Origin of the sequence: Microvirga ossetica, assembly GCF_002741015.1 — a bacterium.
In the GTDB taxonomy this organism is placed as follows: domain Bacteria; phylum Pseudomonadota; class Alphaproteobacteria; order Rhizobiales; family Beijerinckiaceae; genus Microvirga; species Microvirga ossetica.
Genome location: NZ_CP016616.1, coordinates 5,683,062 through 5,705,635 on the forward strand (window position 1 = coordinate 5,683,062; position 22,574 = coordinate 5,705,635).

The following is a 22,574-nucleotide window of genomic DNA, read 5'->3' on the forward strand; positions in this document are numbered from 1 at the left end:
GCTTCGTCGATCCGCGTCGCGGTTATGGATCCCCGCCTTCGCGACGATGACAGGCGCGCAATTCACTGCGATCCCAAACAAAAAAGCGGGCCGCGAAGCCCGCCTTTTTCATGTCTCGCACCAACCGCCTTACTGAATCTTCGGCGGCTCGTCGAAGTTCAGCCCAGGGAGGCCCGGGAGGCCGCCCGGCTCATTGCCGGGAGCGCCGAGGCCGGGGAGAAGGAGCTCGTCGAGCTTCTTTTGCACAGCGGCCGGATCGACGGCAGGGCCCGAGCCTTTGTAGTGCATCACGATACCGGGGAACAGGATCACGATGCCCACCATGATCAGCTGGATGACTACAAAGGGCACCGCGCCCCAGTAGATCTGGCCCGTGGTCACCGGCTCCATCTTCTTGCCCGTCAGGCGGTCGATATACGGCACTTTCGGAGCCACGGAGCGCAGGAAGAACAGGGCGAAGCCGAAGGGCGGGTGCATGAACGAGGTCTGCATGTTCACGCCCAGCATCACGCCGAACCAAATCAGGTCGATGCCGAGCTTGTCGGCGGCGGGCCCGAGGAGCGGGATGATGATGAAGGCCAGCTCGAAGTAGTCGAGGAAGAAGGCCAGGAAGAACACCAGGATGTTGACGAAGACCAGGAAGCCGACCTGACCGCCGGGCAACGAGGTGAGCAGGTGCTCGACCCAGATATGCCCGTTCACGCCGTAGAAGGTGAGCGAGAATACGCGGGCGCCGATCAGGATGAACAGCACGAAGGCCGAGAGCTTCGCGGTCGCTTCGGTCGCCTGGCGCACCAGAGTCCAGTTGAAGCGGGCCGGGTTGTTGTCGAGCTTGCGCTTGATCGCCGCCAGGATCACCGAGCCCAGCGCACCCATGGCGCCGCCTTCGGTCGGCGTCGCGAGGCCGATGAAGATGGTGCCGAGCACGAGGAAGATCAGCAGGAGCGGGGGCACCATGACGAAGGTGACCTGCTGCGCCATGTTCGACATCAGGCGAAGGCCGGTGAACCGCTCGACGATGCCGACGACCAGCGCGTAGATCGCGCCGGCGAGGATCATCTCCATGGTCAGCGCGAGCGCTTCCCGGCCCTGGTTGTGGAAGACCACGTAGAGACCGACGAGCGCGGCCACCAGGACGGCGGAGATCACGATGCGCTTGGCGCCGAGCATCTTGTTCATCAGCGCGCAGATGAGCGCCACCACGGTGGCGACGCAGATCGTCAGGATGACGAAGTCGGCGCCGGCCTTGGTGGCGGTCTGCGAGAGCACGTAGTAGCCGATGAGGCCGGAGAACACGACCAGGACGCCGAGCTGCCACACGCCGCGGGCACCGTCGGGCTCGCGGAAGCCGATCGCCTCCGGCGGAAGGCCGGGAGCCGATTTCGGGAAGAAGATCGACATCAGCATGACGTAGCCGGCGTAGAGCGCCGTCAGGATCAGGCCGGGCAGGAACGCACCCTCGTACATGTCGCCCACCGAGCGGCCGAGCTGGTCGGCCATGACGATGAGGACGAGGGAGGGCGGGATGATCTGGGCGAGCGTGCCCGAGGCCGCGATCACGCCGGAGGCGAGGCGGCGATCGTAGCCGTAACGCAGCATGATCGGCAGCGAGATCAGGCCCATCGAGATCACGGAGGCGGCCACGACGCCGGTGGTGGCGGCCAGCAGCGCGCCCACGAAGATCACCGCATAGGCGAGGCCGCCGCGCACGGGTCCGAAGAGCTGGCCGATGGTGTCGAGCAGGTCTTCCGCCATGCCCGAGCGTTCCAGCACCAACCCCATGAAGGTGAAGAACGGGATCGCCAACAGCACCTCGTTCGACATGGTGCCGAAGATGCGGTCGGGCAGGGCCTGAAGAAGCGGCCAGGAGAGGGTGATGGTCTCAGGTGCGTAGGGAGCGAGCTCCACCGCAACGAAGAAGAACAGCAATCCGTTCGCCGCAAGCGCGAAGGCAACCGGGTAGCCGAGGAGAAGGAAGACCACGAGCGCCGCGAACATGATCGGCGCGAGGTTCTGGGCAATCAATGCAGCCATTGATGAAAACTCCGGAAAACTACGACAGGGCACTCACGCGGTCAGCTGATGCCGTCGCCGGGAGGCGTGCCGCCGGTGCCAGGGGTATTGACGGTGCCGATTTCTTGAATGAGACGCTCGGCCTCGGCTTCGACGCTGTGGCCGCCGGCCTCCTCGTCGACGAGCTGGCCCTTCATGATGGCGACGCGCTTGATCAGCTCGCTCATCCATTGGAAGAACATCGAGATGAAGCCGAGGAGGATGAGCCCCTTGGCCGGCCAGATCAGCAGGCCGCCGGCATTGGAGGAGACCTCGCCGGAGCGGAAGGAGTTGATGAAGTAGGGAATGCACAGCCAGAGCAGCAGCGCCACGAACGGGAACAGGAAGAACAGGTGGCCGAAGACGTCGATGCCGTCGCGGCCCCGCTTCGAGAGCCTGCTCGAGAGGATGTCGATGCGGATATGCTCGTTGGACCTGAGCGTCCAGGCGGCGCAGAGCATGAACACGGCACCGAACAGGTACCATTGCAGCTCGAGCCAGGCATTGGACGAGACGCCGAAGACGCGGCGGATGATGGCATTGATCGCGGAGACCAGGATGGCCACCACGATCGCCCACGCGGCGACTTTGCCGAGGCGTACGTTGATCGAGTCGATGACACGGGATAGCCCAAGAAGTGCCGTCACCTGTCTCCCCCCTTAGAACCTGTTGGTTGAATGTTGTGGCCTAGCTATCGAACTTGGGGCGGCGTCGCTAGAGCCGTTTTAGTCTAAAGCAAGGTTTGCGGCGTCAGTAGCGGGGAAATTTTCGTGCCGCAAGGTAGGTCCCTGTTAAAAGTTTAGGCAGTCCAAAGCTTTGGATCCTAACGGAAACTTGCGGGCTCCCGACCTAGGCCATAGGGCTCCCGCCAATACCATACAGCTTGGCTTTTCCAGCTTTGAACGATTATAAATCTCCCTGTTCAGGAGATCCATCGTGACGCTGCTCGTTCTTGGCCTTGTGATTTTTCTCGGCATGCATTGCTTCAGCATGGCAAGGGCGAGCCGGGCCGCGCTGATCGAACGGGTCGGGGAGGGCGCCTACAAGGGGATCTATTCCCTGCTGTCCGTGGTCGGCATCGTCCTGATCGCCGTCGGCTACGGCCAGTACCGCGCCGGCGGCTATATCCCGGTCTGGGATCCGCCGGTCTGGACCCGCCACCTAGCGCTTCTCCTGGTCTGGATCGCCTTCGTCTGCGTCGCCGCGGCCTATCTGCCGGGTCGCATCAAGGCAAGGCTCAAGCACCCGATGCTCGCCGGCGTAAAGATCTGGGCGCTCGCCCATCTCCTCGCCAACGGCGATCTCGGCTCGATCCTGCTCTTCGGCTCCATCCTCGCCTGGGCGGTCGTTGCCCGCATCAGCGTCAAGCGCCGCGATGTGGCGGCCCAGCACAGCGGGACGGCGGCGCCGGCAGGCTGGCGCAACGACATTCTGGCCGTCGTCATCGGCACGGCGATCTATCTCGCCTTCGTCTTCTGGCTCCATCCCTGGCTGATCGGCGTGCCGGTGCTGCCCATGCGGGCATGAAACCTCTCGCCATGTGCGGGCCTCTATGCTAGCGCATCGAGCGGAAAAGTGGGTCCGGTTTTCAGCACTATCGATGCGCTCATGGATGAAGAAGCATCGGATGGTCCCAAAAGTGGGTTCCACTTTTGGGTCCGATGCTTTAACGACCCGCTTCGATTGCAGGAGGCGGCTCGACGGCCGCGAAGAGTTTTATGGCCCCGAACGACGAGTTCATTCGCGAAGTCGACGAGGAATATCGCCGCGACAAGATCGCCCAGATCTGGCAGCGCTACAACGGCATCATCGTCGGCGTGATCGTGCTGGTCGTGGCCTCCGTCGGCGGCTGGCGCTTCTGGCAGCACATGCAGGAGACCCGCGCGCAGGAAGCCGCCACGCGCTACGAGGAGGCCCTGCGCCTCTCCTCGGAGGACAAGGGCCAGGAGGCGCAGGCCGCCTTCGAGACCGTCCTCAAGGAGGATGGCGGCACGGGCTATGCCATGCTCGCCCGCTTCCGCCTCGCCGGCGAGCTCGGCCGGCAGAACGCGGAGAACGGCGCCTCCGCCTTCGACGCACTCGCCGCCGACGCCTCGGTGCCTGCGCTCTGGAAGGATCTCGCCCGTCTTCGCGCCGCATGGCTGCGCCTCGACACGGCTGAAGCTGCCCCCCTGCGGCAGGCCGTCGAGCCGCTCGCAGTACCCACCAATGCCTGGCGCCATTCCGCTCGGGAACTCTTAGGCTTGTCCGGCCTTAAGGCCGGTGACATGGATTATGCCGGCCGCTGGTTCGACCAGATCGCAGCCGACCGCGAGACGCCGGCAGCGCTCAGGCAGCGCCTTGCCGTCTACACTGCGCTCGTGGCGGGCGGTCCGGTTCAGGTGACGCAGTAGGACAGATAGGACAGGACATGACGGCGACCGTCGCCATTGTCGGGCGGCCGAATGTCGGCAAATCGACTCTCTTCAATCGTCTCGTCGGCAAGAAGCTGGCGCTGGTGGACGACCGGCCGGGCGTGACCCGCGACCGGCGCGAGGGCGAGGCGCGCCTCGGCGACCTCGAATTCCGCATCGTCGACACGGCGGGCCTGGAGGAAGCGACGGAAGAATCGCTCCTCGGCCGCATGCGCGCGCAGACGGAGGCCGCCATCGGCGATGCCGACGTGATCCTCTTCGTGATCGATGCCCGCGTCGGGATTCTCCCCGCCGACCGGCCCTTCGCCGAGATGGTGCGCCGCTCCGGCAAGCCCGTGATCCTCATCGCCAACAAGGCCGAGGGCGGCGCCGGCATGGCCGGGGCCTACGATGCCTTCTCGCTCGGCTTGGGAGATCCGGTCCCGCTCTCCGCCGAGCATGGCGAGGGCCTGGCCGACCTCTTCGAGGCGCTGATGCCCTTCTTCCCCGATCCCAACGAGGACGAGGAGGAAGAGGACGACCCGAACAAGCCGCTGCAGGTCGCCATCGTCGGGCGCCCCAACGCCGGAAAGTCCACGCTGATCAACCGCATGGTCGGCGAGGATCGCCTGCTCACCGGCCCGGAGGCCGGCATCACCCGCGATTCCATCTCGCTCGATTGGGAATGGCGCGGACGCACGATCAAGCTCTTCGACACCGCGGGCCTGCGCAAGCGCGCCCGGGTCGAGGACAAGCTCGAAAAGCTCTCCGTCGCCGATGCGCTGCGCGCCGTGCGCTTCGCCGAGGTGGTGGTCGTGCTGCTCGACGCCACGATCCCGTTCGAGAAGCAGGACCTGTCCATCGTCGACCTGGTGGAGCAGGAGGGCCGCGCCCTCGTCATCGGTCTCAACAAATGGGACCTCGTCGCCGACCAGAAGGGCCTGCTCGCGGACCTGAAGGAGAAGGCCTCCCGCCTGCTGCCGCAGGTGCGCGGCGCGCCGGTCGTCCCCCTGTCGGGCCTCGCCGGCAGCGGCATCGATCCGCTCATGAAGGCGGTTCTCCACGTCTACGAGAAGTGGAACACTCGCATCTCGACGGCTCGGCTCAACCAATGGCTCAGCGAGGCGCTGGAAACCAACCCGCCGCCCGCCGTGTCGGGCCGCCGGATCAAGATCCGCTACATGACGCAGATCAAAGCGCGCCCGCCGCATTTCGCGGTGTTCGGCAACCAGCTCGACGCCCTGCCGAAGAGCTACACCCGCTACATGGTCAACAGCATCCGCGAAGCCTTCGACCTTCCCGGCACGCCGATCCGCGTGTCGCTGCGCACGGGCGACAATCCGTTCGACAAGGGGCGGAAGTAGGCTTCGCGACCCGCTGTCATCCCCGGCGGCCCGCAGGGCCGGGAAGGGGATCCACGATCGGGCTCAGCGTTATGGATTCCCTTCCCCTCCGCTGCGCTCCGGCCGGGAATGACACTTCGGCGTCAGCGCGGGCTCACCGATACCCTGAGGCCTGCAGCTCGAAGAGCTCGGCGTAGCGTCCGCCCGAGGCGACGAGGTCCTCGTGCGCGCCGGCCTCGGCCACGCGCCCGTTCTCCAAAACGAGAATCCGGTCGGCCATGCGCACGGTCGAGAAGCGATGCGAGATCAGGATCGCCGTCTTGCCGCGGCTGAGATCCCGGAAGCGCTGGAACACCTCGTATTCGGCGCGGGCATCGAGGGCGGCGGTGGGCTCGTCGAGGATCAGCACGTCGGCCTCGCGCATATAGGCTCGCGCGATGGCGATCTTCTGCCACTCGCCGCCGGAGAGGTCCGCGCCCTCGTTGAAGCGCTTTCCCAGCGGCTGGTCGTAGCCCTGGGGCAGGCGAGCGATCACCGGGTCCGCGAGGCTGCGCTCCGCTGCGGAGCGGATGCGGCCGCGATCCTCCGACGCTTCGATGCGGCCCGCGCCGATATTCTCGGCGGCCGTGAAGTGGAAGCGGACGAAGTCCTGGAAGATCACGCCGATCTCGCTTCTGAGATCCGCGAGGTCGTAGTCGCGCAGATCCCTGCCGTCGAGAAGGATGCGCCCCTCGGTCGGGTCGTAGAGCCGGGCGATCAGCTTCACGATGGTGGTCTTGCCGGCGCCGTTCTCGCCCACCAGCGCCACGACCTCGCCGGCCCGGATCGTCAGGTTGAGATGGCGCACCGCCCATTGCTCGGAATCCGGGTAGCGGAAGCCGACATTCTCGAACGTGATGCCCGACCGCAGCGGGCGCGGAAACGGCAGCGCCTTCGGCCGCGACGTGATGGTGGGCTGGATCTCGAAGAACGAGAACAGGTCGTCGAGATAGAGCGCCTGGCCGGCGATCTGCGAGAAGCCGAGGAGCAAGCCTTCGAGCAGGCTCCGCAGCCGCAGGAACGAGCCGGTCAGGAAGGTCAGGTCGCCGATGCTGAAATCGCCGCGCACGGTCTGCCAGACGACGAGGGCATAGGCGAGATAATAGGCGAGCGTCGCGAGCGCCGCGAACAGCCCGCCCCACGCGGCGCGGCGGATCGCGAGCTGGCGGTTGTCGCCATACATGCGCCCGGCGAAGCGGCTGAACCTGTCGACCAGGAATGGGCCGAGGCCGAAGAGCTTGATCTCCTTCGCGGTCTCGACGCTCGAGCCGAGATAGCGGATGTAATCGAGCTGCCTTCGCTCCGGCGTGCGGAAATAATTGAGCCGGTAGCCCTGTGCATTGAAATGCACCTCGCCGAGAAAGGCCGGCAGCAGGGCGAGCACGATCAGCCCGAGCAGCCACGGCGCATAAGCCGCAAGCCCCACCGCGAGGGACAGGATGGTGAGGATGTCCTGGACCTGTCCGAAGAGCTGCGTCAGCAGCGTGGTGCGGCCGGTGACCTGCCGGCGCGCCCGGTCGAGCCGGTCCTGCTGGTCGCTGCTCTCGAATTGCTCGAGGTCGAGGGTGGCGGCCTGCTCCATGAGACGTACGCTGGCGAAATTGCTGTAGCGCTCGGCGAGCAGGCTGTCGACGAGGGAGCTTGCCCGGCCGAGAAGGTCGGTCGCGATGGCGAGCATGGCCTCCACCACGACAAGGCCGCCCAGCAGGTTGAGCCGGCCGCTCGCGAGCCAGTCGCCGAGGCTCGGGCCGGCGGAAGCCATCTGGGTCTGGGCGACGACCTCGTCGATGATGAGCTTGCCCACATAGAGCATCAGGATCGGAATCGCCGCCCGGCCGAGCCGCAGCCCGAGGCTTGCCGCCGTAAGCGAGGGGCTCGCCTGCCACACGAGCCGGAACAGGGCGGGCAGATGACGAAGCGCGCCGACCCGCTCGCGCAGGGACAGGTTCGGGACGAGAGCTGAATGGACCATGGGCTAAAGATGGGAACCCATGGCCCTGCCGTCGAGGATGGCTAACGGGCTCGGGCTGCCGTCGCCTGAGGCTTAGCGAACTGAGGCTTGGCGAAATGCTTGGCGCCGACCACGCAGGCGATCACGGCGAGGTTGACCGCGATCATCGCCCAGCCGACGGTTTCCTTCAGGAGCAGGGCCGCCAAGAGCAGGCCGAAGAAGGGCTGCAGCAATTGCAGCTGCGAGACGCCGGCAACGCCGCCGAGCGCCAGGCCGCGATACCAGAAGACGAAGCCGATCAGCATCGAGAACAGGGAGACATAGGCAAGGCCCCACCAGGCGGGCATGCCGATGCCGCTCCACGAGCCGGGCAGGTTGAGGAGCATGAACCCGGCGGTCAGCGGCAAGGAGAGAACCAGCGCCCAGGAGATGACCTACCAGCCGCCGAGCGTGCGCGCGAGCTTCGCCCCCTCCGCGTAGCCGAGCCCGCAGAGCAGGATGGCGGCGATCATGAGCAGGCTGCCGATGGGAGAGATCGAGGAGCCCTGAAGCAGGGCGAAGCCGGCGACGAAGGCCGCGCCCAACCCGGAGAAGAGCCAGAAGGCGGGCTGCGGGTGCTCGCCGCCGCGCAGGATGCCGAAGATCGCGGTCGCGAGCGGCAGCAGGCCGACGAAGATGATGGAATTGGCGGTGGTGATGTGCTGCAGGGCAAGCGCCGTCAGCAGCGGGAAGCCGATCACCACGCCGAGCGAGACGATTGCGAGCGAGGGCAGGTCGCGCCATGCGGGGGGCTTCTGGCGCAGGGCGAGCAGCAGCGCGAGGCCGAGGAGGCCGGCGATGGTCGCCCGCGCCAGCGTCAGGAACAGCGGATCGATGTCAAGCACGGCGACCCGCGTCGCCGGCAGGGAGCCGCTGAAGATCAGCACCCCGATGAATCCGCTGATCCAGCCCTCTGTCGTCCTGTCCATAGGCCGCCTCCTTTCCGTCCCGATTACGCCCGAGCCGCCTGGATTTTCCAGGCACAGTCAGGTACAGTTTGCCCGAACTGTTATGGAGCGATGGGCAGTACAGTGGACGAGCACACAGACTTTGCCGGCCATGGAACGCTCGTCGAGCGCGTCATGGCCGCGATCCGCCAGCGGATCGCCGGCCGGTCCCTGCCGCAGGGCGGGAAGCTGCCCTCGATCCGGTCGCTCGCCGAGACCATGCAGGTCTCGAAATCGACCGTGGTCGAAGCCTATGAAAGGCTCGCCGCCGAGGGCGTCATCCGCTCAAAGCCCGGCTCGGGCTTCTACGGCGCCGCGCCGCTGGCGCCCCTGTCTCTCGCCGAACTGGCGCCGCGCCTCGACCGCGCCGTCGATCCGTTCTGGGTCTTGCGGCTCTCGCTCGAAGGGCGCCCGGATTCGGTGAAGCCCGGCTGCGGCTGGCTGCCGGGCAGCTGGATGCCGGAGGAGGAGATCCGGCGCGCCCTGCGCGGCCTCGCGCGGGTGAGGGACGAGACCGCGCTCACCGATTACGGCACGCCGCTCGGGCTTGCCCCCTTGCGCCAGTTTCTGTCGCGACGGATGGCCGAGCAGGGGTTCCACGCCGCGCCCGACCGGATCCTGCTGACGGATTCCGGCACCCAGGCGATCGATCTCGTGTGCCGGATGCTGGTGAAGCCCGGCGACGTCGTCCTGGTGGACGATCCCTGCTATTTCAATTTCCTCGCCCTCTTGCGCGCGCATCAGGTGACCGTGATCGGCGTGCCCCATACGCCGGGCGGGCCCGATCTGGAAAAGTTCGAGCAGGCGCTCGCGGCGCATCGGCCGGGCCTCTACATCACCAATTCCGGCCTTCACAACCCGACCGGGGCGAGCCTCTCCATCGGCACGGCGCACAGGCTCCTGAAGCTCGCCGAGCAATACGGGCTCGCCATCGTCGAGGACGACATCTTTGCCGATTTCGAGACCGAGCCCGCCCCGCGCCTTGCCGCCCTCGACGGCCTCGAGCGCGTGGTCCGCATCGGCAGCTTCTCCAAAACCCTCTCGGCCTCCTTCCGCTGCGGCTACATCGCCGCGCGGCCCGACTGGATCGAGACGCTCACCGATTTCAGGATCGCCACCGGCTTTTCCAGCAACCGCCTGTCGGAAGAGCTCGTCCTCGGCGTTCTCGGCGCGAGCGGCTATCGCAGGCACCTGGAGGCGCTGAAGGTGCGCCTCGCCAAGGCCATGGCGGCGACGATCCCGCGCCTGCAGGCCCTCGGCATCGAGCCCTGGATCGTGCCGAAGGCCGGCATGCTCCTCTGGTGCCGCCTCCCGCACGATCTCGACGCCGCCGACATCGCCCGCCACGCGCTCGCCGAAAACCTCGTCCTCGCCCCCGGCAACGTCTTCAGCCCGTCCCAAAGCGCGGAAGGCTGCATGCGCTTCAACGTGGCGCAATGCACGGACGAGCGGGTGTTCGCTGTGCTTGGGCGCGCGATGGAGCGGGCGGCGAGAAGAGATGGGAGAGGGCCCTTAGAGGCTTGCCCATGAGCTAACGGCAGTTCCCCATGGAATGCGCGCGCATTTTCCCTCCCCCTTGTGGGGAGGGATTAAGGGTGGGGGTGTAAGCGGTAGCCTATCAAGGTTTGGCGCCGACACCCCCGCCTCCAACTCCTCCCCACAAGGGGGAGGAGGGTTCCAGTGCTTCCTGAGCCGGCCCCTCAGGGCGAGAGCCGTTGCGAGGCGTCGGGATCTGCCCCTATCCTTCACCGAGGCAGGCAAGGCCTCGGGAGGGCGGCGCGATGGCGGCGGGCACGGAAAGCGGCGTCGAACGGCACAGACGCTTCTGGAGGCTGGCGCCGTGGATGATGGCGGCGCTCATCCTGCTGCTGCCGCTCGTCGCGATGCATTTCACCGACGAGGTGGACTCGGACGCGACCGATTTTTCCGTCATGGCTGCCATGCTGCTCGGCGCCTGCGGCCTCTACGAAGGAACTGCCAGAACGACGGGCAATCTCGCCTGCCGCGCCGCTGTCGCCATTGCGCTCGTGGCGGCTTTCCTCCTCGTCTGGATCAACCTCGCCGTCGGCATCGTCGGGTCCGAGGACAACCCGGCCAACCTGATGTTCGGCGGCGTGCTCGCGGTCGGGATCGTCGGCGCCCTCGCGGCGCGCTTCCGGCCCCGTGGCATGGCATTTGCGTTGGCCGCGACGGCGTTCGCTCAGGCGCTTGTCGGCGCGGTCGCCCTGATCGCCGGATGGGGCGCCACGGGAGCGAACGGGCCGTGGCCGCTCATGGTCCTGACCGCCGTCTTCACCGCTCTGTGGCTCGCATCGGCCCGGCTGTTCTGGAAGGCGGGGCAGGGGTGAGAGGAGACCACCACGCCTCCATCGTCATGGCCGCACTCGTTGCGGCCATCCACGTCTTGGAACCTCGATGCCTAAAAGACGTGGATGCCCGGATCAAGTCCGGGCATGACGGTTGAGGATCGCGGGCAACTTCGTATCATCGATGGATGGACAAGGGCGGCTGGGTCTACGTCATGACCAACCGGCGCAACGGCACGCTCTATTGCGGCGTGACGAGCAACCTCGCTCGCCGCGCTTGGGAACACCGCGAAGGCGTCATCCCCGGCTTCACCGGGCAATACGGCCGCAAGCGCCTCGTCTGGTACGAGCACTTCCCGGAAATCCGCGATGCGATCCAGCGAGAGACGACCATGAAGCACTGGCCCCGCGCCTGGAAGGTGCGCCTCATCCACGCCATGAACCCGGATTGGGACGATCTCTACGAGCTGCTGAACGGGTAGCGCGCCCGCGTCCTCCATCACCCGCCCGTCATGGCCGGCCTCGTGCCGGCCATCCACGTCTTCAAGAACCGCAACGGAGACAAGACGTGGATCCCCGGAACAAGTCCGGGGATGACGGGGCGCCATTCGCTGGATAACCCGTCGTTGTTGCAATCATGATGCGGTCCGTATCTCGGATAGCCTCTAATGAGGGCGCCTAACCGACCGCCGAAGGTTCCGCGTCGAAAACTGAGCGCTATGAACGCAGCCGATCTTTCCCAACGTTACGGCTATACAAGGCGCTGCTAGCTACTGTCCGCACCAATTCATAAAAAGCAGTGGATGATTAGCAGGAGAGTCTGTTCGAAAGACATAGGAATCTTCTAGTGTCTGGTATATTCAAATAAATTTCTCTAAATTTGACTTAGAGTGGGGAGATTTATTTGGCTCTTGCTGCCTACTGGAGCGAATGTACGACCTGTAGCTTTTGTCTGCAGATCGTTGTGAAGATAAGCAATGATATTGGTCTGTCCCGAATAAAATTTTGCGTCGAAAGCTGGAGGCTTGTCACGATACCATGTCAAAATTTCCTCTTTTCGAGTTTAGAGCCTCGGACCGGAAATGAGACTCCTGGCTTCTGTGCGAGGCCGAGCTGTGATTCACTGCCTGGACTGGGAGGTGGATTATGGGTCATTGCTATTCCCTGGATCTGCGGGTGCGCGTCGCCGACTTTGTCGATGCAGGTCATTCCTGCCGGGCGGCAGCCCAGCACTTTGACGTCAGCGAGAGTTTCGCCATCAAGCTGGTGCAGCGGAAGCGGCGGTTCGGCTCGCCGGCACCGGCCCGGCAAGGCCGTCCGCCCGGACGCGGCAAGCTGGTGCCCTATGAGAGCTTCTTGATCCAGACGGTCGAGGCCGAGCCGGCCATCACCATGCCCGAGCTGGCCGCAAGGCTGCTGACTGAGCATGGGATCGTTGCGGCTCCCGCGATGCTCTCGCGCTTCCTGTGCCGGCACGGCTTCTCATATAAAAAAATGCCTGATGGCGGCGGAGTGCGCACGCGCCGATGTGCGGGATGAGCGCCGGGTCTGGCATGCCCAGCGCCAGCCGCGCATGCGCCAGGAGACGCACCGGCTGGTGTTCCTGGACGAGACGTATGTCAACACCAAGATGACGCGCCTGCGCGGGCGGAGCCGCAGGGGCCAGCGCCTACGCATGAAAGCTCCCTTTGGACACTGGAAAACCCATACCTTTCTGGCTGGGCTACGGTGCAACGAGTTGTGCGCGCCGTGGATCATCGATGGCCCGATCACCCGGTTGGCGTTCGAGGCTTACATTGAGACGCAGCTCGCGCCGACGCTGCGCAAAGGCGATGTGGTGATTCTCGACAACCTGGCTGTCCACAAGAGCGAGAAGGCCGCTCAGTGTCTGAAGCAACGCGGAGCCTGGTTCCTGTTTCTACCTGCTTATTCGCCTGATCTTAATCCAATTGAACAGGCCTTTGCCAAGATCAAAGCGCACTTGCGCAAGGCCGAGGCCCGAACGTTCGACGCGCTCTGGCGAGCGCTCGGTGAGATCTGCAACCTGTTCGAACCACAAGAGTGCTGGAACTACCTTAAGGCTGCCGGATATGCGTCCGTTTAACCGTCCGATGCTCTAGCATGGGTGATGTGCGACGTGCGGGGCATATTATCGCTGGTGACCTGACATGGACGGCCGACACCGAGGCTAAGATCCTCGAAGCCTTTACGATTGCTAGAGCATCGGCTGTTCTGATTGAATCGGAGGCTATGCGGCGTGACGGCTTTGTGATTCCCTTATCTCGGCCCTCTTTAGAGGAGATGAGCGATGACCAAGTCCTACTCGCTGGATCTGCGGCAACGGGTGGTGCGCTTTGTTGAGGCGGGGCATTCCTGCCATGAGGCCGCGCGCCATTTTGAGGTGTCGGTCGCGTTTGTGGTGCGGCTCATGGCGGCGTATCGGGCCACCGGCAGCCTGGCGCCCAAACCAGAGGGCGGCTGGCGCTACTCCAAGCTCGACCCGCATCGCGAGTTTCTGATCCGTCGCGTCGCCGAGAGGAACGACATCACCATGCCCCAGCTCGCGGCCGAACTGCTGGCCTTGGGCACCAAGATCACGCCGGCGTCCATCGCGCGCTGGTACATCCGCCACGGCTATAGCGTCAAAAAAAACTTTGCGGGCCAGCGAACAAGAACGCTCCGACGTGCGCCAGGCCCGCGAGCATTGGCACACAAAACGCCAGCCGCGCATGCGCCAGGAGCCGCACCGGCTCGTGTTTCTCGATGAGACCGGCACATCCACCAAGATGACGCGCCTGCGCGGCCGCTGCCTCAAAGGGCAGCGTCTGTATGCAAGGGCACCATTCGGCCACTGGCTGACCCAGACCTTTGTCGCCGGGCTGCGCTACTGTGGTCTGACGGCGCCTTGGGTGATCGATGGGCCGATGACCCGTCAGATCTTTGAGACTTATGTGGAGACCCAGCTTGCTCCGACCTTGTCCAAGGGCGACGTGGTGATCCTCGACAACCTGCCGGCGCACAAGAGCGAGACGGCGGCGCAGTGTCTGAAGCAACGCGGCGCCTGGTTCCTGTTCCTGCCTGCTTATTCGCCCGATTTGAACCCAATTGAGCAACTCTTCGCCAAGATCAAAGCACATCTGCGCAAAGCCGAAGCCCGCACCTTTGACGCGCTCTGGCGGGCCATCGGGGACATCTGTGATGGGGTCGAAGCTGAGGAATGCCGCAACTACTTCACTGCCGCAGGTTATGGATTCGTCTGAACAGCCGATGCTCTAATAATTGGAGGGATGCGCACGCTTTTCCGATGCGTAGCATGCGAGCGTCACTTGGATATCACATCCGTCATCGGAATCTGAATGGATTCACCGCGGCGCGGCTCAAGCGAATGCAAGCCATCCGTCGCAAGCTCAAACGAATGGATGACAAATCAACACCTCTTGGTCTCAATCAGCTTCAGGATCTTGGCGGCTGCCGCGCGGTCATGAATACTATGGATGACGTAGATGCCTTAGTGTGTGCAATTCGCGAGTGGTTTCCTCACGAATGTCGCGGAGAGAATGACTATATCCGTCAGGCTAAGTCTGATGGCTACCGCTGCCACCACCTCAAGTACGCCTACAAAGGTAAAGGAGCGACTACCGTCTACGAAGGGCGCCGAATTGAACTCCAAGTTCGAACCGTGCTGCAGCACTCTTGGGCAACTGCGGTCGAAGCTGTAGGATTGTTTAGAGGCGAGGAGTTAAAATCTGGAAAGGGAAGTGATGAGTGGCTACGGCTGTTCCAACTCATGTCCTCTGAGTTCGCGGTAGCAGAACGATGCGATCCAGCGATAGGTATGCTCAGTAGCCGACAACGTATGCGAGAATTAAAAGAGCTAAATAAGGCTCTCGGCGCTGTGAAGGTACTCGATGATCTAAGTCACGCAGTGCACTGGGCCACGGATGCGATTACGCCGCACAATCGTCCAGCCTACTATCTCATCAGCTATGACAATGAGACGAGACAGGTGACTGTCTCACCTTACTTCAAAACACATTATGCAATCGCCGGGTACGAGAGTGCAGAGAGCCTTGACAACATTAGTGGGCTCGACACAACCAACGTCGTACTCGTCGAAGCCGATAAAGTTGATAACTTAACACGTGCCTATCCGAACTATTTCGGCGATGTTCAGCTTTTCAAGATGCAATTGAATGCGCTTGTGCACGGTCATCCGGTTAGTGAATTTAAGATAGCGCTTCAACAGCGTACAATACAAAAGCCGCGGGAGAATCCTGATGCCAGCTGGATTGGGCGGCGCGGATTGTGGGTTGAACCTGTGCGCAAATCTATTAATCCGAAGAAGGACAGCGGCGGCTAATACTCTTATCGGCTAAAAACATAACCAGTTTTTCAACTAATTATGTTCTCGCTTTGTTCTTGACAATAGTCTCAACCTCGGCTATACCCTTGCCTAAGATCTGCTCCTGCACGAGGGGCGCGCTCGCGAGGCGTCGCAGTGTGGGAGCAGGCACGGTCCCGTGACAGGTCTCGCACCCCTGTCGACGGGAGGCCCAGGCTGCGTGCTGCTGAATAGGGATTGGTCCCAGGCCCCCGCTGACGTTGCGGTTCCCGCCTGGCGCAGTCGCCGAACCGGCACCGCCTGTCCGCCTAAAAAAGCCGTGCGCGACAGAGCAGTTCGGCTCATCGCATAACACACTAGACATCGAGCCGGGCTGCCCATCGCGCCACCCTCGATTGCTTCAAGGCTTGGAGCCGAAACGGCTCCGGGCCCGCGAGGCATGCCGTTTCGAACCCATTGCTTTTCGATCATTCCTTGCTTCGAGGTTTTGCCATGACCTTCCCCGAACCGATCCCGTCCGTAGAGCCGTTTCCCCAAAACTGTTTCCCCTTGCGTGGGATCATCTCACGTCTTCGGCGTGCCGCATTCTTTGACGGCGAGCCGGAGCCGCTTCGCCGAAAAAATGCTCTCGCGTCCGCTGCCGACGCGAGCGATGCGGTGACGGCGTCCGGCCTTGCCGGCGTTTCGCTTCGCTGACGGGGGCTGCAAACGAAAAAGGCCCCTCCGGGATCGGAGGGGCCTCGTTCGAGAGCCGGGGGCTCAGGCGATGAAGAAGTCCGCGTGCGCGATCGCGGCCTTGTTGGCCAGAACGGCGAACTTGATCTTCGCCGCCGAGCCGTTGCCGTCGGCATCGTAATAGAGCGAGCCGGTCGCCTGGTCGTAGATGATCCGGTCGTCCGCATCGTGGGCGCTCTTGCCGGCATGGAACGCATTCTCCTGCAGCGGGCCCGAGCCGATCTTCTTGAAGATCTTGCGGGCGAGGCCGATGGTGTCGTCCGCCGCCTTGAAGTCCATGATCTTGTCGACATTGGTCTTCGCGTTCAGCCGCGAGTTGAAATAGACCGTGTCCAGGCCCTTGCCGAGATAGATCTTGTCGTTGCCCGTGCCGCCGACGATGACGTCCACGCCGCCATTGCCGTAGATGGTGTCGTTGCCGGCCCGGCCATCGAAGCTGTCGGGCCTGCTGGTGCCCCGCATCACGTCGTTGCCGGAGGTGCCGATCGGGTTGGGAATGGCCGCGGCGGCCGTGCTCCAGAGGGCGTTCTCGGCCAGGCCCGGAAAGGTCCAGCCGGTCTTCGAAATCGTCTTGCTCATAGGATCTCCCCGCAATCTGCTCGACTCTTGGTCGAACCGGTGTCGAATTGAATCATTCTTACGTTACAACAACGTTATGACCTAGCGATAGCGCCCCGGAGTGACGCAGCGCACCTGCCGCGCGGCTTTCCCACGTCGGGGTGTCCCGAAAGGGGTACAGAACAGCCAAAAGCCTTGCGCAGCTTGAGTTTCATTGGAATAATTTCGCTTCCCGACGGCATCCGAGGCATGGATGCGCCCGATTGGGAAAAGGTCCAGCCCGGGAGGGGCGACCGATGGGTGAAGTGCTGTCGCAGCGCAGACTGTCGGAACTCATCGGAGCGATCTACGATTGTGCCCTCGATCCCGGCCGCTGGGAGCCGACGCTCGCGGAGGTTGCCGACACCTTCGACTGCGCCGTGGTGTCGCTCACCCTCAACGACCTGCGCCAGAACCGCTTCCTCATCAACAAGGCCGCCGGCTGGCAGCCGGAGCTGCTGCAGCTCAAGTCCGAGCGGCATGTGGGCGAGATCAATGCGCGGCTGACCGAATGGCTGACGCTGCAATCCTCCATCGACGAGATGTTCGTGACCTCCGTCCACCTGAGTCCGGAGGACATCCGGACCTCGGCCTATGCGGAGGAATGCCTGAAGCCGCAGGGCATCGTCGACATCATGCACATGTTCCTGATGCACACCCACCGGCAGTTCGCGGAGATCGGCCTCGGCCGGGATGCGAGCCAGGGCGTCATCACCGAGCGGGAGATCGAGATCGGGCGGCTGCTCCTGCCGCATCTGCGCAAGGCGTTGACGATCAGCGACATCCTCGACGTGCGCTCGATCGAGCGGGCGCACATGGCCGAGGCGCTCGACGCCCTGCGCTGCGCGGTCGTGCTCACCGATGCGCGCTGCGAGATCCTGCACGCCAACCGCTCGGCCGAGCGGTTGATGACCCGGGGCAGCCCGATCCGCAGCGTGCGCCGGGTGCTCGCGGCGGGCACGTCGTCGGCGAGCCGCGACCTGCGCAAGGCGATCCTCACCGCCGCCCGGCACGAGGCGCAGCCGGACGCGACGAGCGCCGCCATCCGCCTCACCGATGCCGAGCAGCCCCCGGCCTACGCTCACGTGCTGCCCATGGCGACCGGCGACCTGCGCACGCGGCTGCAGCCCAATGCGGTCGCGGCGATCTTCATCGGCGTGCCGGACGAGCACAACGGCATCGGCCTGCTCGCCCGCGCCTTCAGTCTCACCGCGGCCGAGATCCGTGTCATGGAAAGCCTCATGGCCGGGCATACGCTGGCCGAGACAGCCCGGCATTTCGGCATCGCCCGCTCGACCGCCAAGACCCATCTCGACCACATCTTCGCCAAGACCGGCGTTTCGCGCCAGACCGAGCTCGTCCGCTTGACCATGCAGCTGACCCAGCCCGTCCAGGGCCCGCCGCGCGATTTCGGCTACTCCCGGACCGGGCCGGGAGGCATCAACAGCTTCAGCTAGAGCATCGGCTGTTCAGACGAATCCATAACCTGCGGCAGTGAAGTAGTTGCGGCATTCCTCAGCTTCGACCCCATCACAGATGTCCCCGATGGCCCGCCAGAGCGCGTCAAAGGTGCGGGCTTCGGCTTTGCGCAGATGTGCTTTGATCTTGGCGAAGAGTTGCTCAATTGGGTTCAAATCGGGCGAATAAGCAGGCAGGAACAGGAACCAGGCGCCGCGTTGCTTCAGACACTGCGCCGCCGTCTCGCTCTTGTGCGCCGGCAGGTTGTCGAGGATCACCACGTCGCCCTTGGACAAGGTCGGAGCAAGCTGGGTCTCCACATAAGTCTCAAAGATCTGACGGGTCATCGGCCCATCGATCACCCAAGGCGCCGTCAGACCACAGTAGCGCAGCCCGGCGACAAAGGTCTGGGTCAGCCAGTGGCCGAATGGTGCCCTTGCATACAGACGCTGCCCTTTGAGGCAGCGGCCGCGCAGGCGCGTCATCTTGGTGGATGTGCCGGTCTCATCGAGAAACACGAGCCGGTGCGGCTCCTGGCGCATGCGCGGCTGGCGTTTTGTGTGCCAATGCTCGCGGGCCTGGCGCACGTCGGAGCGTTCTTGTTCGCTGGCCCGCAAAGTTTTTTTTGACGCTATAGCCGTGGCGGATGTACCAGCGCGCGATGGACGCCGGCGTGATCTTGGTGCCCAAGGCCAGCAGTTCGGCCGCGAGCTGGGGCATGGTGATGTCGTTCCTCTCGGCGACGCGACGGATCAGAAACTCGCGATGCGGGTCGAGCTTGGAGTAGCGCCAGCCGCCCTCTGGTTTGGGCGCCAGGCTGCCGGTGGCCCGATACGCCGCCATGAGCCGCACCACAAACGCGACCGACACCTCAAAATGGCGCGCGGCCTCATGGCAGGAATGCCCCGCCTCAACAAAGCGCACCACCCGTTGCCGCAGATCCAGCGAGTAGGACTTGGTCATCGCTCATCTCCTCTAAAGAGGGCCGAGATAAGGGAATCACAAAGCCGTCACGCCGCATAGCCTCCGATTCAATCAGAACAGCCGATGCTCTAGATGCTCAGCTCCCAGGCCTTGGCAGCCATCAGCACGCCGAGCGCGCCGAGGATCAGGCCGGAGGCCCTGTTGATCAGGTTCAGCACGCTCACGTTCAGCTTCGAGCGCAGGGCCGCGACGCTGCCGCTGACGATCAGCCACCAGGTCACGGAGGCGCAGATCACGCCGGCGATCATCGTGGAGGCCGCCGTCGGCGCCGGCGCCGCGACGGTCGGCAGCACGGCCGCCAGAAGCGCCGGGGTCAGCGGATTGAGCACGGCGCAGGCAACCGCGCTGCAATAGGACGACATGGCGCTGCGCCGCTCGGTCGCCGAGCCGGCGAGCGACACGGTGCGCCGCAGGACACGGGCCGCAAACCAGAGCAGGAGGCAGGCCGAGACCACGGAGATGAAGGCCTGGCTGTTGCCGAGAACCGGCGTGATGACCGGCCCGACGCCCATCACCGCGCAGGTGGTATAGACCGCAAGCACGGTCGCGGCCCCGAGCCCGGTGGCGAAGCCCGCCACTGCCCCGTAGACCAGGGCCCGCTGGATGCAGAGCACGCTCATCGGCCCGATGGGCACGGTGATCACGAAACCTACCGTCGCTCCCGACAGAAATGCCGACATGCCGTTCATGACCTGCCTCGCCGAGCCGTTCGGGGCGCCGGTCCTGCCTGGTGCGAGCAGGCTGGGACCGCGCTCTTTCGAAGGTGAAGCGAGGCTAGCGCCGCAAGCTCCTTCGCCGCGTCCACCGTTTGGTGGAGACGGCGCATGCAGGTTCGGTCAGAGGTGGAAAATTCGGGGGAGGGCGGATGCGCCCGGTGGCCCTCGACAACTCTTGGGAACGGCCATTGTTCAGTACGCCGTGGGAGAGGATGTGCGTCCTCAGAGGCTGGCCCATAAAGCGAGACTTACTCTCCTCCCCCTTGTGGGGAGGAGTTGGAGGTGGGGGTGTGAGCGCCACGCTGGTCCAGTTTAGCGCTCACACCCCCACCCTTAGTCCCTCCCCACAAGGGGGAGGGAGATCCATCCGAGCATAGCGAATTATGAGCCAGACGCTCAGGCCGGCATCTGCGGCTCGATGACTTTGCCGTCTTGCGTGAAGTCGTAGATCTTGCCGGTCTGGTCCCAGGAGGGCAGGGCGAGCTTCACGATATGGGGGGCGAGGTCGTCCGGCGTCTTCAAGGTCAGCGGATCCTCGCCCGGCATGGCGGCGCGGCGCATGGCGGTGCGGAGCGGACCGGGATTGAGGAGCATCGCCTTGACCGGCGTCGTCACCGTCTCGGCGGCGTAGGTCCGCACCAGCGCCTCGAGGGCCGCCTTGGAGACCGAATAGACGCCCCAATAGGCCTTGTGCCTGTGGGCGGCGCCGGAGGTGATGAAGATCGCGCGGCCGGCGTCGGAGGCGCGCAGCAGCGGATCGAGGGAGCGGATCAGGCGGTAATTGGCGGTGACGTTCACCGCCATCACCTCGTCCCACACCGGCTGGTCGATATGGGTGATCGGCGCGAGCTCGCCGAGCTGGCCGGCATTGCCGAGCAGGATGTCGAGCTTGCCCCAGCGCTCGTAGATCGCGGCGCCGAGCCGGTCGATGGCGTCGAGATCCTTCAGGTTGACCGGCACGAGGGTGGCCGAGGAGCCCTTGGCGCGAATCTCGTCGTCGAGGGATTCCAGCGCTCCCTGGGTGCGGGCCAGCGCAATCACATGCGCGCCGGCCTCGGCCAGGGCGAGCGCGGCGGCGCGGCCGATGCCGCGCGAGGCGCCGGTGACGACCGCGACGCGGTTCAGAAGGGGCTTGTCCATCATTCCTCAGTCGGCTTCGGCGAGAACGGCGAGACGGCGCGGGGTGGCGACCGCGAGGTCGGTCAACGGCGTCGGGTAATCGCCGGTGAAGCAATGGTCGGTGAATTGCGGCTGCGCCGCGTTGCGACGCTCCTCGCCCATGGCGCGGTAGACCCCGTCGATGGAGAGGAAGGCGAGCGAATCCGCGCCGATATACTGCCGCATCTGCTCGAGATCGTGAGTGGCGGCGAGCAGCTTCTCCTTCTCCGGCGTGTCGATGCCGTAGAAATCCGGATGCGTGATCGGCGGGCTGGAGATGCGGAAGTGCACCTCCTTGGCGCCGGCCTCGCGCATCATCCGCACGATCTTCACCGAGGTCGTGCCGCGCACGAGGCTGTCGTCGACGAGCACGATGCGCTTGCCGGCAATGGCGGAGCGGTTGGCGGAATGCTTCATGCGCACGCCGAGCTCGCGCACCGACTGGGTCGGCTGGATGAAGGTGCGGCCGACATAATGGTTGCGGATGATGCCGAGCTCGTAGGGAAGCCCGCAGGTCTGCGCGAAGCCCAAGGCGGCCGGCACGCCTGAATCCGGGACCGGAATGACCACGTCCGCATCGACGGCGGATTCGAGAGCCAGCTCGCGGCCCATGCCCTTGCGGACATCGTAGACGCTGCGGCCGTTCACGATGGAATCGGGGCGCGCGAAGTAGATGTATTCGAAGATGTCGGGGCGCGGCGCCTGCTCGGGCGCGAAGCGGAACGACTCGAGCCCATCGTCCGAGATCACCACGCATTCGCCGTTCTCGACATCGCGGACGAAGCGGGCGCCGATGATGTCGAGGGCGCAGGTCTCGGAGGCGAGGATGTAGCGGCCGTCGAGCTCGCCCAGCACCAGCGGGCGGATGCCCAGCGGGTCGCGGGCGCCGATCAGCTTCTTGTTGGTCAACGCTACCAGGGCATAGGCGCCCTCGATCTTCTGGATCGCCTCCACGAAGCGGTCGATCACCCGGTCCTTGCGGCTGCGGGCGACCAGGTGGACGATGACCTCGGTATCGGTCGTGGACTGGCAGATGGCGCCGTCGCGGATGAGGCTGCGGCGAAGGGTCAGGCCGTTGGTCAGGTTGCCGTTATGGGCCACCGCGAAACCGCCGCCGTCGAGCTCGGCGAAGAGCGGCTGCACGTTGCGCAGAACCGTCGCGCCCGTGGTCGAGTAGCGGGTATGGCCGATGGCGGACAGGCCGTCGAGGCGCTCGATGGTCGCCCGGTCGGAAAAGTTGTCGCCGACGAGACCGAGCTTGCGCTCCGAGTGGAAGACCGACCCGTCGAAGGAGACGATGCCTGCCGCCTCCTGGCCGCGGTGCTGCAGGGCGTGAAGCCCGAGCGCCGTGATGGCAGCGGCATCCGGATGCCCGTAGATGCCGAACACGCCGCATTCTTCACGCAGGGTATCGCCGTCGAGGTCCAGGTTCACCTGTTTCGGGGTGACCTGCCACGTCTCAGACAAAGCAGACATCGATCGATCCTTGGGATTCGCGCCTCTACCGGCGCCGG

Annotated in this window: 15 protein-coding genes and 4 pseudogenes; 10 read left to right on the plus strand and 9 right to left on the minus strand. The window is 64.6% G+C overall.

Going from position 1 to position 22,574, the window contains the following annotated elements:
• Positions 1 to 129: 129 nt before the first annotated feature.
• Positions 130 to 2,034: a TRAP transporter large permease gene (locus BB934_RS27005; RefSeq protein ID WP_099512432.1), complete on the minus strand. Its 1,905-nt coding sequence runs from the start codon at positions 2,032 to 2,034 to the stop codon at positions 130 to 132.
• 41 nt (positions 2,035 to 2,075) lie between these two features.
• The gene (locus BB934_RS27010; RefSeq protein WP_099512433.1) at positions 2,076 to 2,699 is read right to left on the minus strand and encodes a TRAP transporter small permease subunit; all 624 of its coding nucleotides are present in this window, start codon (positions 2,697 to 2,699) and stop codon (positions 2,076 to 2,078) included.
• Positions 2,700 to 2,988: 289 nt separating this feature from the next.
• Between BB934_RS27010 and BB934_RS27015 the strand changes: the two genes are divergently transcribed.
• The 3 genes from BB934_RS27015 to der all read left to right on the plus strand — a co-directional run bounded on the left by BB934_RS27015 (position 2,989) and on the right by der (position 5,809).
• The gene (locus tag BB934_RS27015; RefSeq protein WP_099512434.1) at positions 2,989 to 3,579 is read left to right on the plus strand and encodes an NnrU family protein; all 591 of its coding nucleotides are present in this window, start codon (positions 2,989 to 2,991) and stop codon (positions 3,577 to 3,579) included.
• A gap of 191 nt (positions 3,580 to 3,770) precedes the next feature.
• A complete protein-coding gene (locus BB934_RS27020) occupies positions 3,771 to 4,445 on the plus strand; it encodes a tetratricopeptide repeat protein (RefSeq protein ID WP_099512435.1) in 675 nt (224 codons plus the stop codon).
• Positions 4,446 to 4,462: 17 nt separating this feature from the next.
• Complete coding sequence (der, locus tag BB934_RS27025) at positions 4,463 to 5,809, plus strand: ribosome biogenesis GTPase Der (protein ID WP_099512436.1); 1,347 nt, start codon at positions 4,463 to 4,465, stop codon at positions 5,807 to 5,809.
• A 133-nt stretch (positions 5,810 to 5,942) separates the two neighbouring features.
• On the opposite strand, the gene BB934_RS27030 is transcribed toward der, so the two are convergent.
• A complete protein-coding gene (locus BB934_RS27030; protein WP_099512437.1) occupies positions 5,943 to 7,799 on the minus strand; it encodes an ABC transporter ATP-binding protein in 1,857 nt (618 codons plus the stop codon).
• A gap of 41 nt (positions 7,800 to 7,840) precedes the next feature.
• Positions 7,841 to 8,746 (minus strand): annotated as a pseudogene (locus BB934_RS27035) (DMT family transporter).
• A gap of 90 nt (positions 8,747 to 8,836) precedes the next feature.
• Between BB934_RS27035 and BB934_RS27040 the strand changes: the two are divergent.
• The 6 genes and pseudogenes from BB934_RS27040 (at position 8,837) to BB934_RS27065 (ending at position 15,430) form a co-directional block, all read left to right on the plus strand.
• A complete protein-coding gene (locus tag BB934_RS27040; protein WP_099512438.1) occupies positions 8,837 to 10,294 on the plus strand; it encodes an aminotransferase-like domain-containing protein in 1,458 nt (485 codons plus the stop codon).
• Positions 10,295 to 10,545: 251 nt separating this feature from the next.
• Positions 10,546 to 11,112 (plus strand): hypothetical protein, encoded by a 567-nt coding sequence (locus tag BB934_RS27045; protein ID WP_162299197.1) that lies wholly within the window; start codon positions 10,546 to 10,548, stop codon positions 11,110 to 11,112.
• A gap of 146 nt (positions 11,113 to 11,258) precedes the next feature.
• Positions 11,259 to 11,552: a GIY-YIG nuclease family protein gene (locus BB934_RS27050; protein ID WP_173909497.1), complete on the plus strand. Its 294-nt coding sequence runs from the start codon at positions 11,259 to 11,261 to the stop codon at positions 11,550 to 11,552.
• Positions 11,553 to 12,216: 664 nt separating this feature from the next.
• Positions 12,217 to 13,174: pseudogene (locus BB934_RS27055) on the plus strand (IS630 family transposase).
• Between the two features lie 204 nt (positions 13,175 to 13,378).
• Positions 13,379 to 14,330 (plus strand): annotated as a pseudogene (locus BB934_RS27060) (IS630 family transposase).
• A gap of 53 nt (positions 14,331 to 14,383) precedes the next feature.
• On the plus strand, positions 14,384 to 15,430 hold the full coding sequence (locus tag BB934_RS27065) for a RelA/SpoT domain-containing protein (RefSeq protein ID WP_157934339.1): 1,047 nt from the start codon (positions 14,384 to 14,386) through the stop codon (positions 15,428 to 15,430).
• Positions 15,431 to 16,171: 741 nt separating this feature from the next.
• Here BB934_RS27065 and BB934_RS27070 read toward each other — a convergent pair.
• The gene (locus BB934_RS27070) at positions 16,172 to 16,726 is read right to left on the minus strand and encodes a M10 family metallopeptidase C-terminal domain-containing protein (RefSeq protein ID WP_099512440.1); all 555 of its coding nucleotides are present in this window, start codon (positions 16,724 to 16,726) and stop codon (positions 16,172 to 16,174) included.
• Positions 16,727 to 17,001: 275 nt separating this feature from the next.
• Here BB934_RS27070 and BB934_RS27075 point away from each other — a divergent pair, with 275 nt between their 5' ends.
• On the plus strand, positions 17,002 to 18,201 hold the full coding sequence (locus BB934_RS27075; RefSeq protein ID WP_099512441.1) for a helix-turn-helix transcriptional regulator: 1,200 nt from the start codon (positions 17,002 to 17,004) through the stop codon (positions 18,199 to 18,201).
• A 12-nt stretch (positions 18,202 to 18,213) separates the two neighbouring features.
• On the opposite strand, the pseudogene BB934_RS27080 reads toward BB934_RS27075, so the two are convergent.
• The 4 genes and pseudogenes from BB934_RS27080 to purF form a co-directional block, all read right to left on the minus strand.
• A pseudogene (locus BB934_RS27080) lies at positions 18,214 to 19,165 on the minus strand (IS630 family transposase).
• Positions 19,166 to 19,254: 89 nt separating this feature from the next.
• Complete coding sequence (locus BB934_RS27085; protein WP_099512442.1) at positions 19,255 to 19,875, minus strand: LysE family translocator; 621 nt, start codon at positions 19,873 to 19,875, stop codon at positions 19,255 to 19,257.
• 423 nt (positions 19,876 to 20,298) lie between these two features.
• Positions 20,299 to 21,045 (minus strand): SDR family NAD(P)-dependent oxidoreductase, encoded by a 747-nt coding sequence (locus BB934_RS27090; RefSeq protein ID WP_099512443.1) that lies wholly within the window; start codon positions 21,043 to 21,045, stop codon positions 20,299 to 20,301.
• Positions 21,046 to 21,048: 3 nt separating this feature from the next.
• The gene (gene purF / locus BB934_RS27095; protein WP_099512444.1) at positions 21,049 to 22,536 is read right to left on the minus strand and encodes an amidophosphoribosyltransferase; all 1,488 of its coding nucleotides are present in this window, start codon (positions 22,534 to 22,536) and stop codon (positions 21,049 to 21,051) included.
• Positions 22,537 to 22,574 lie beyond the last annotated feature (38 nt).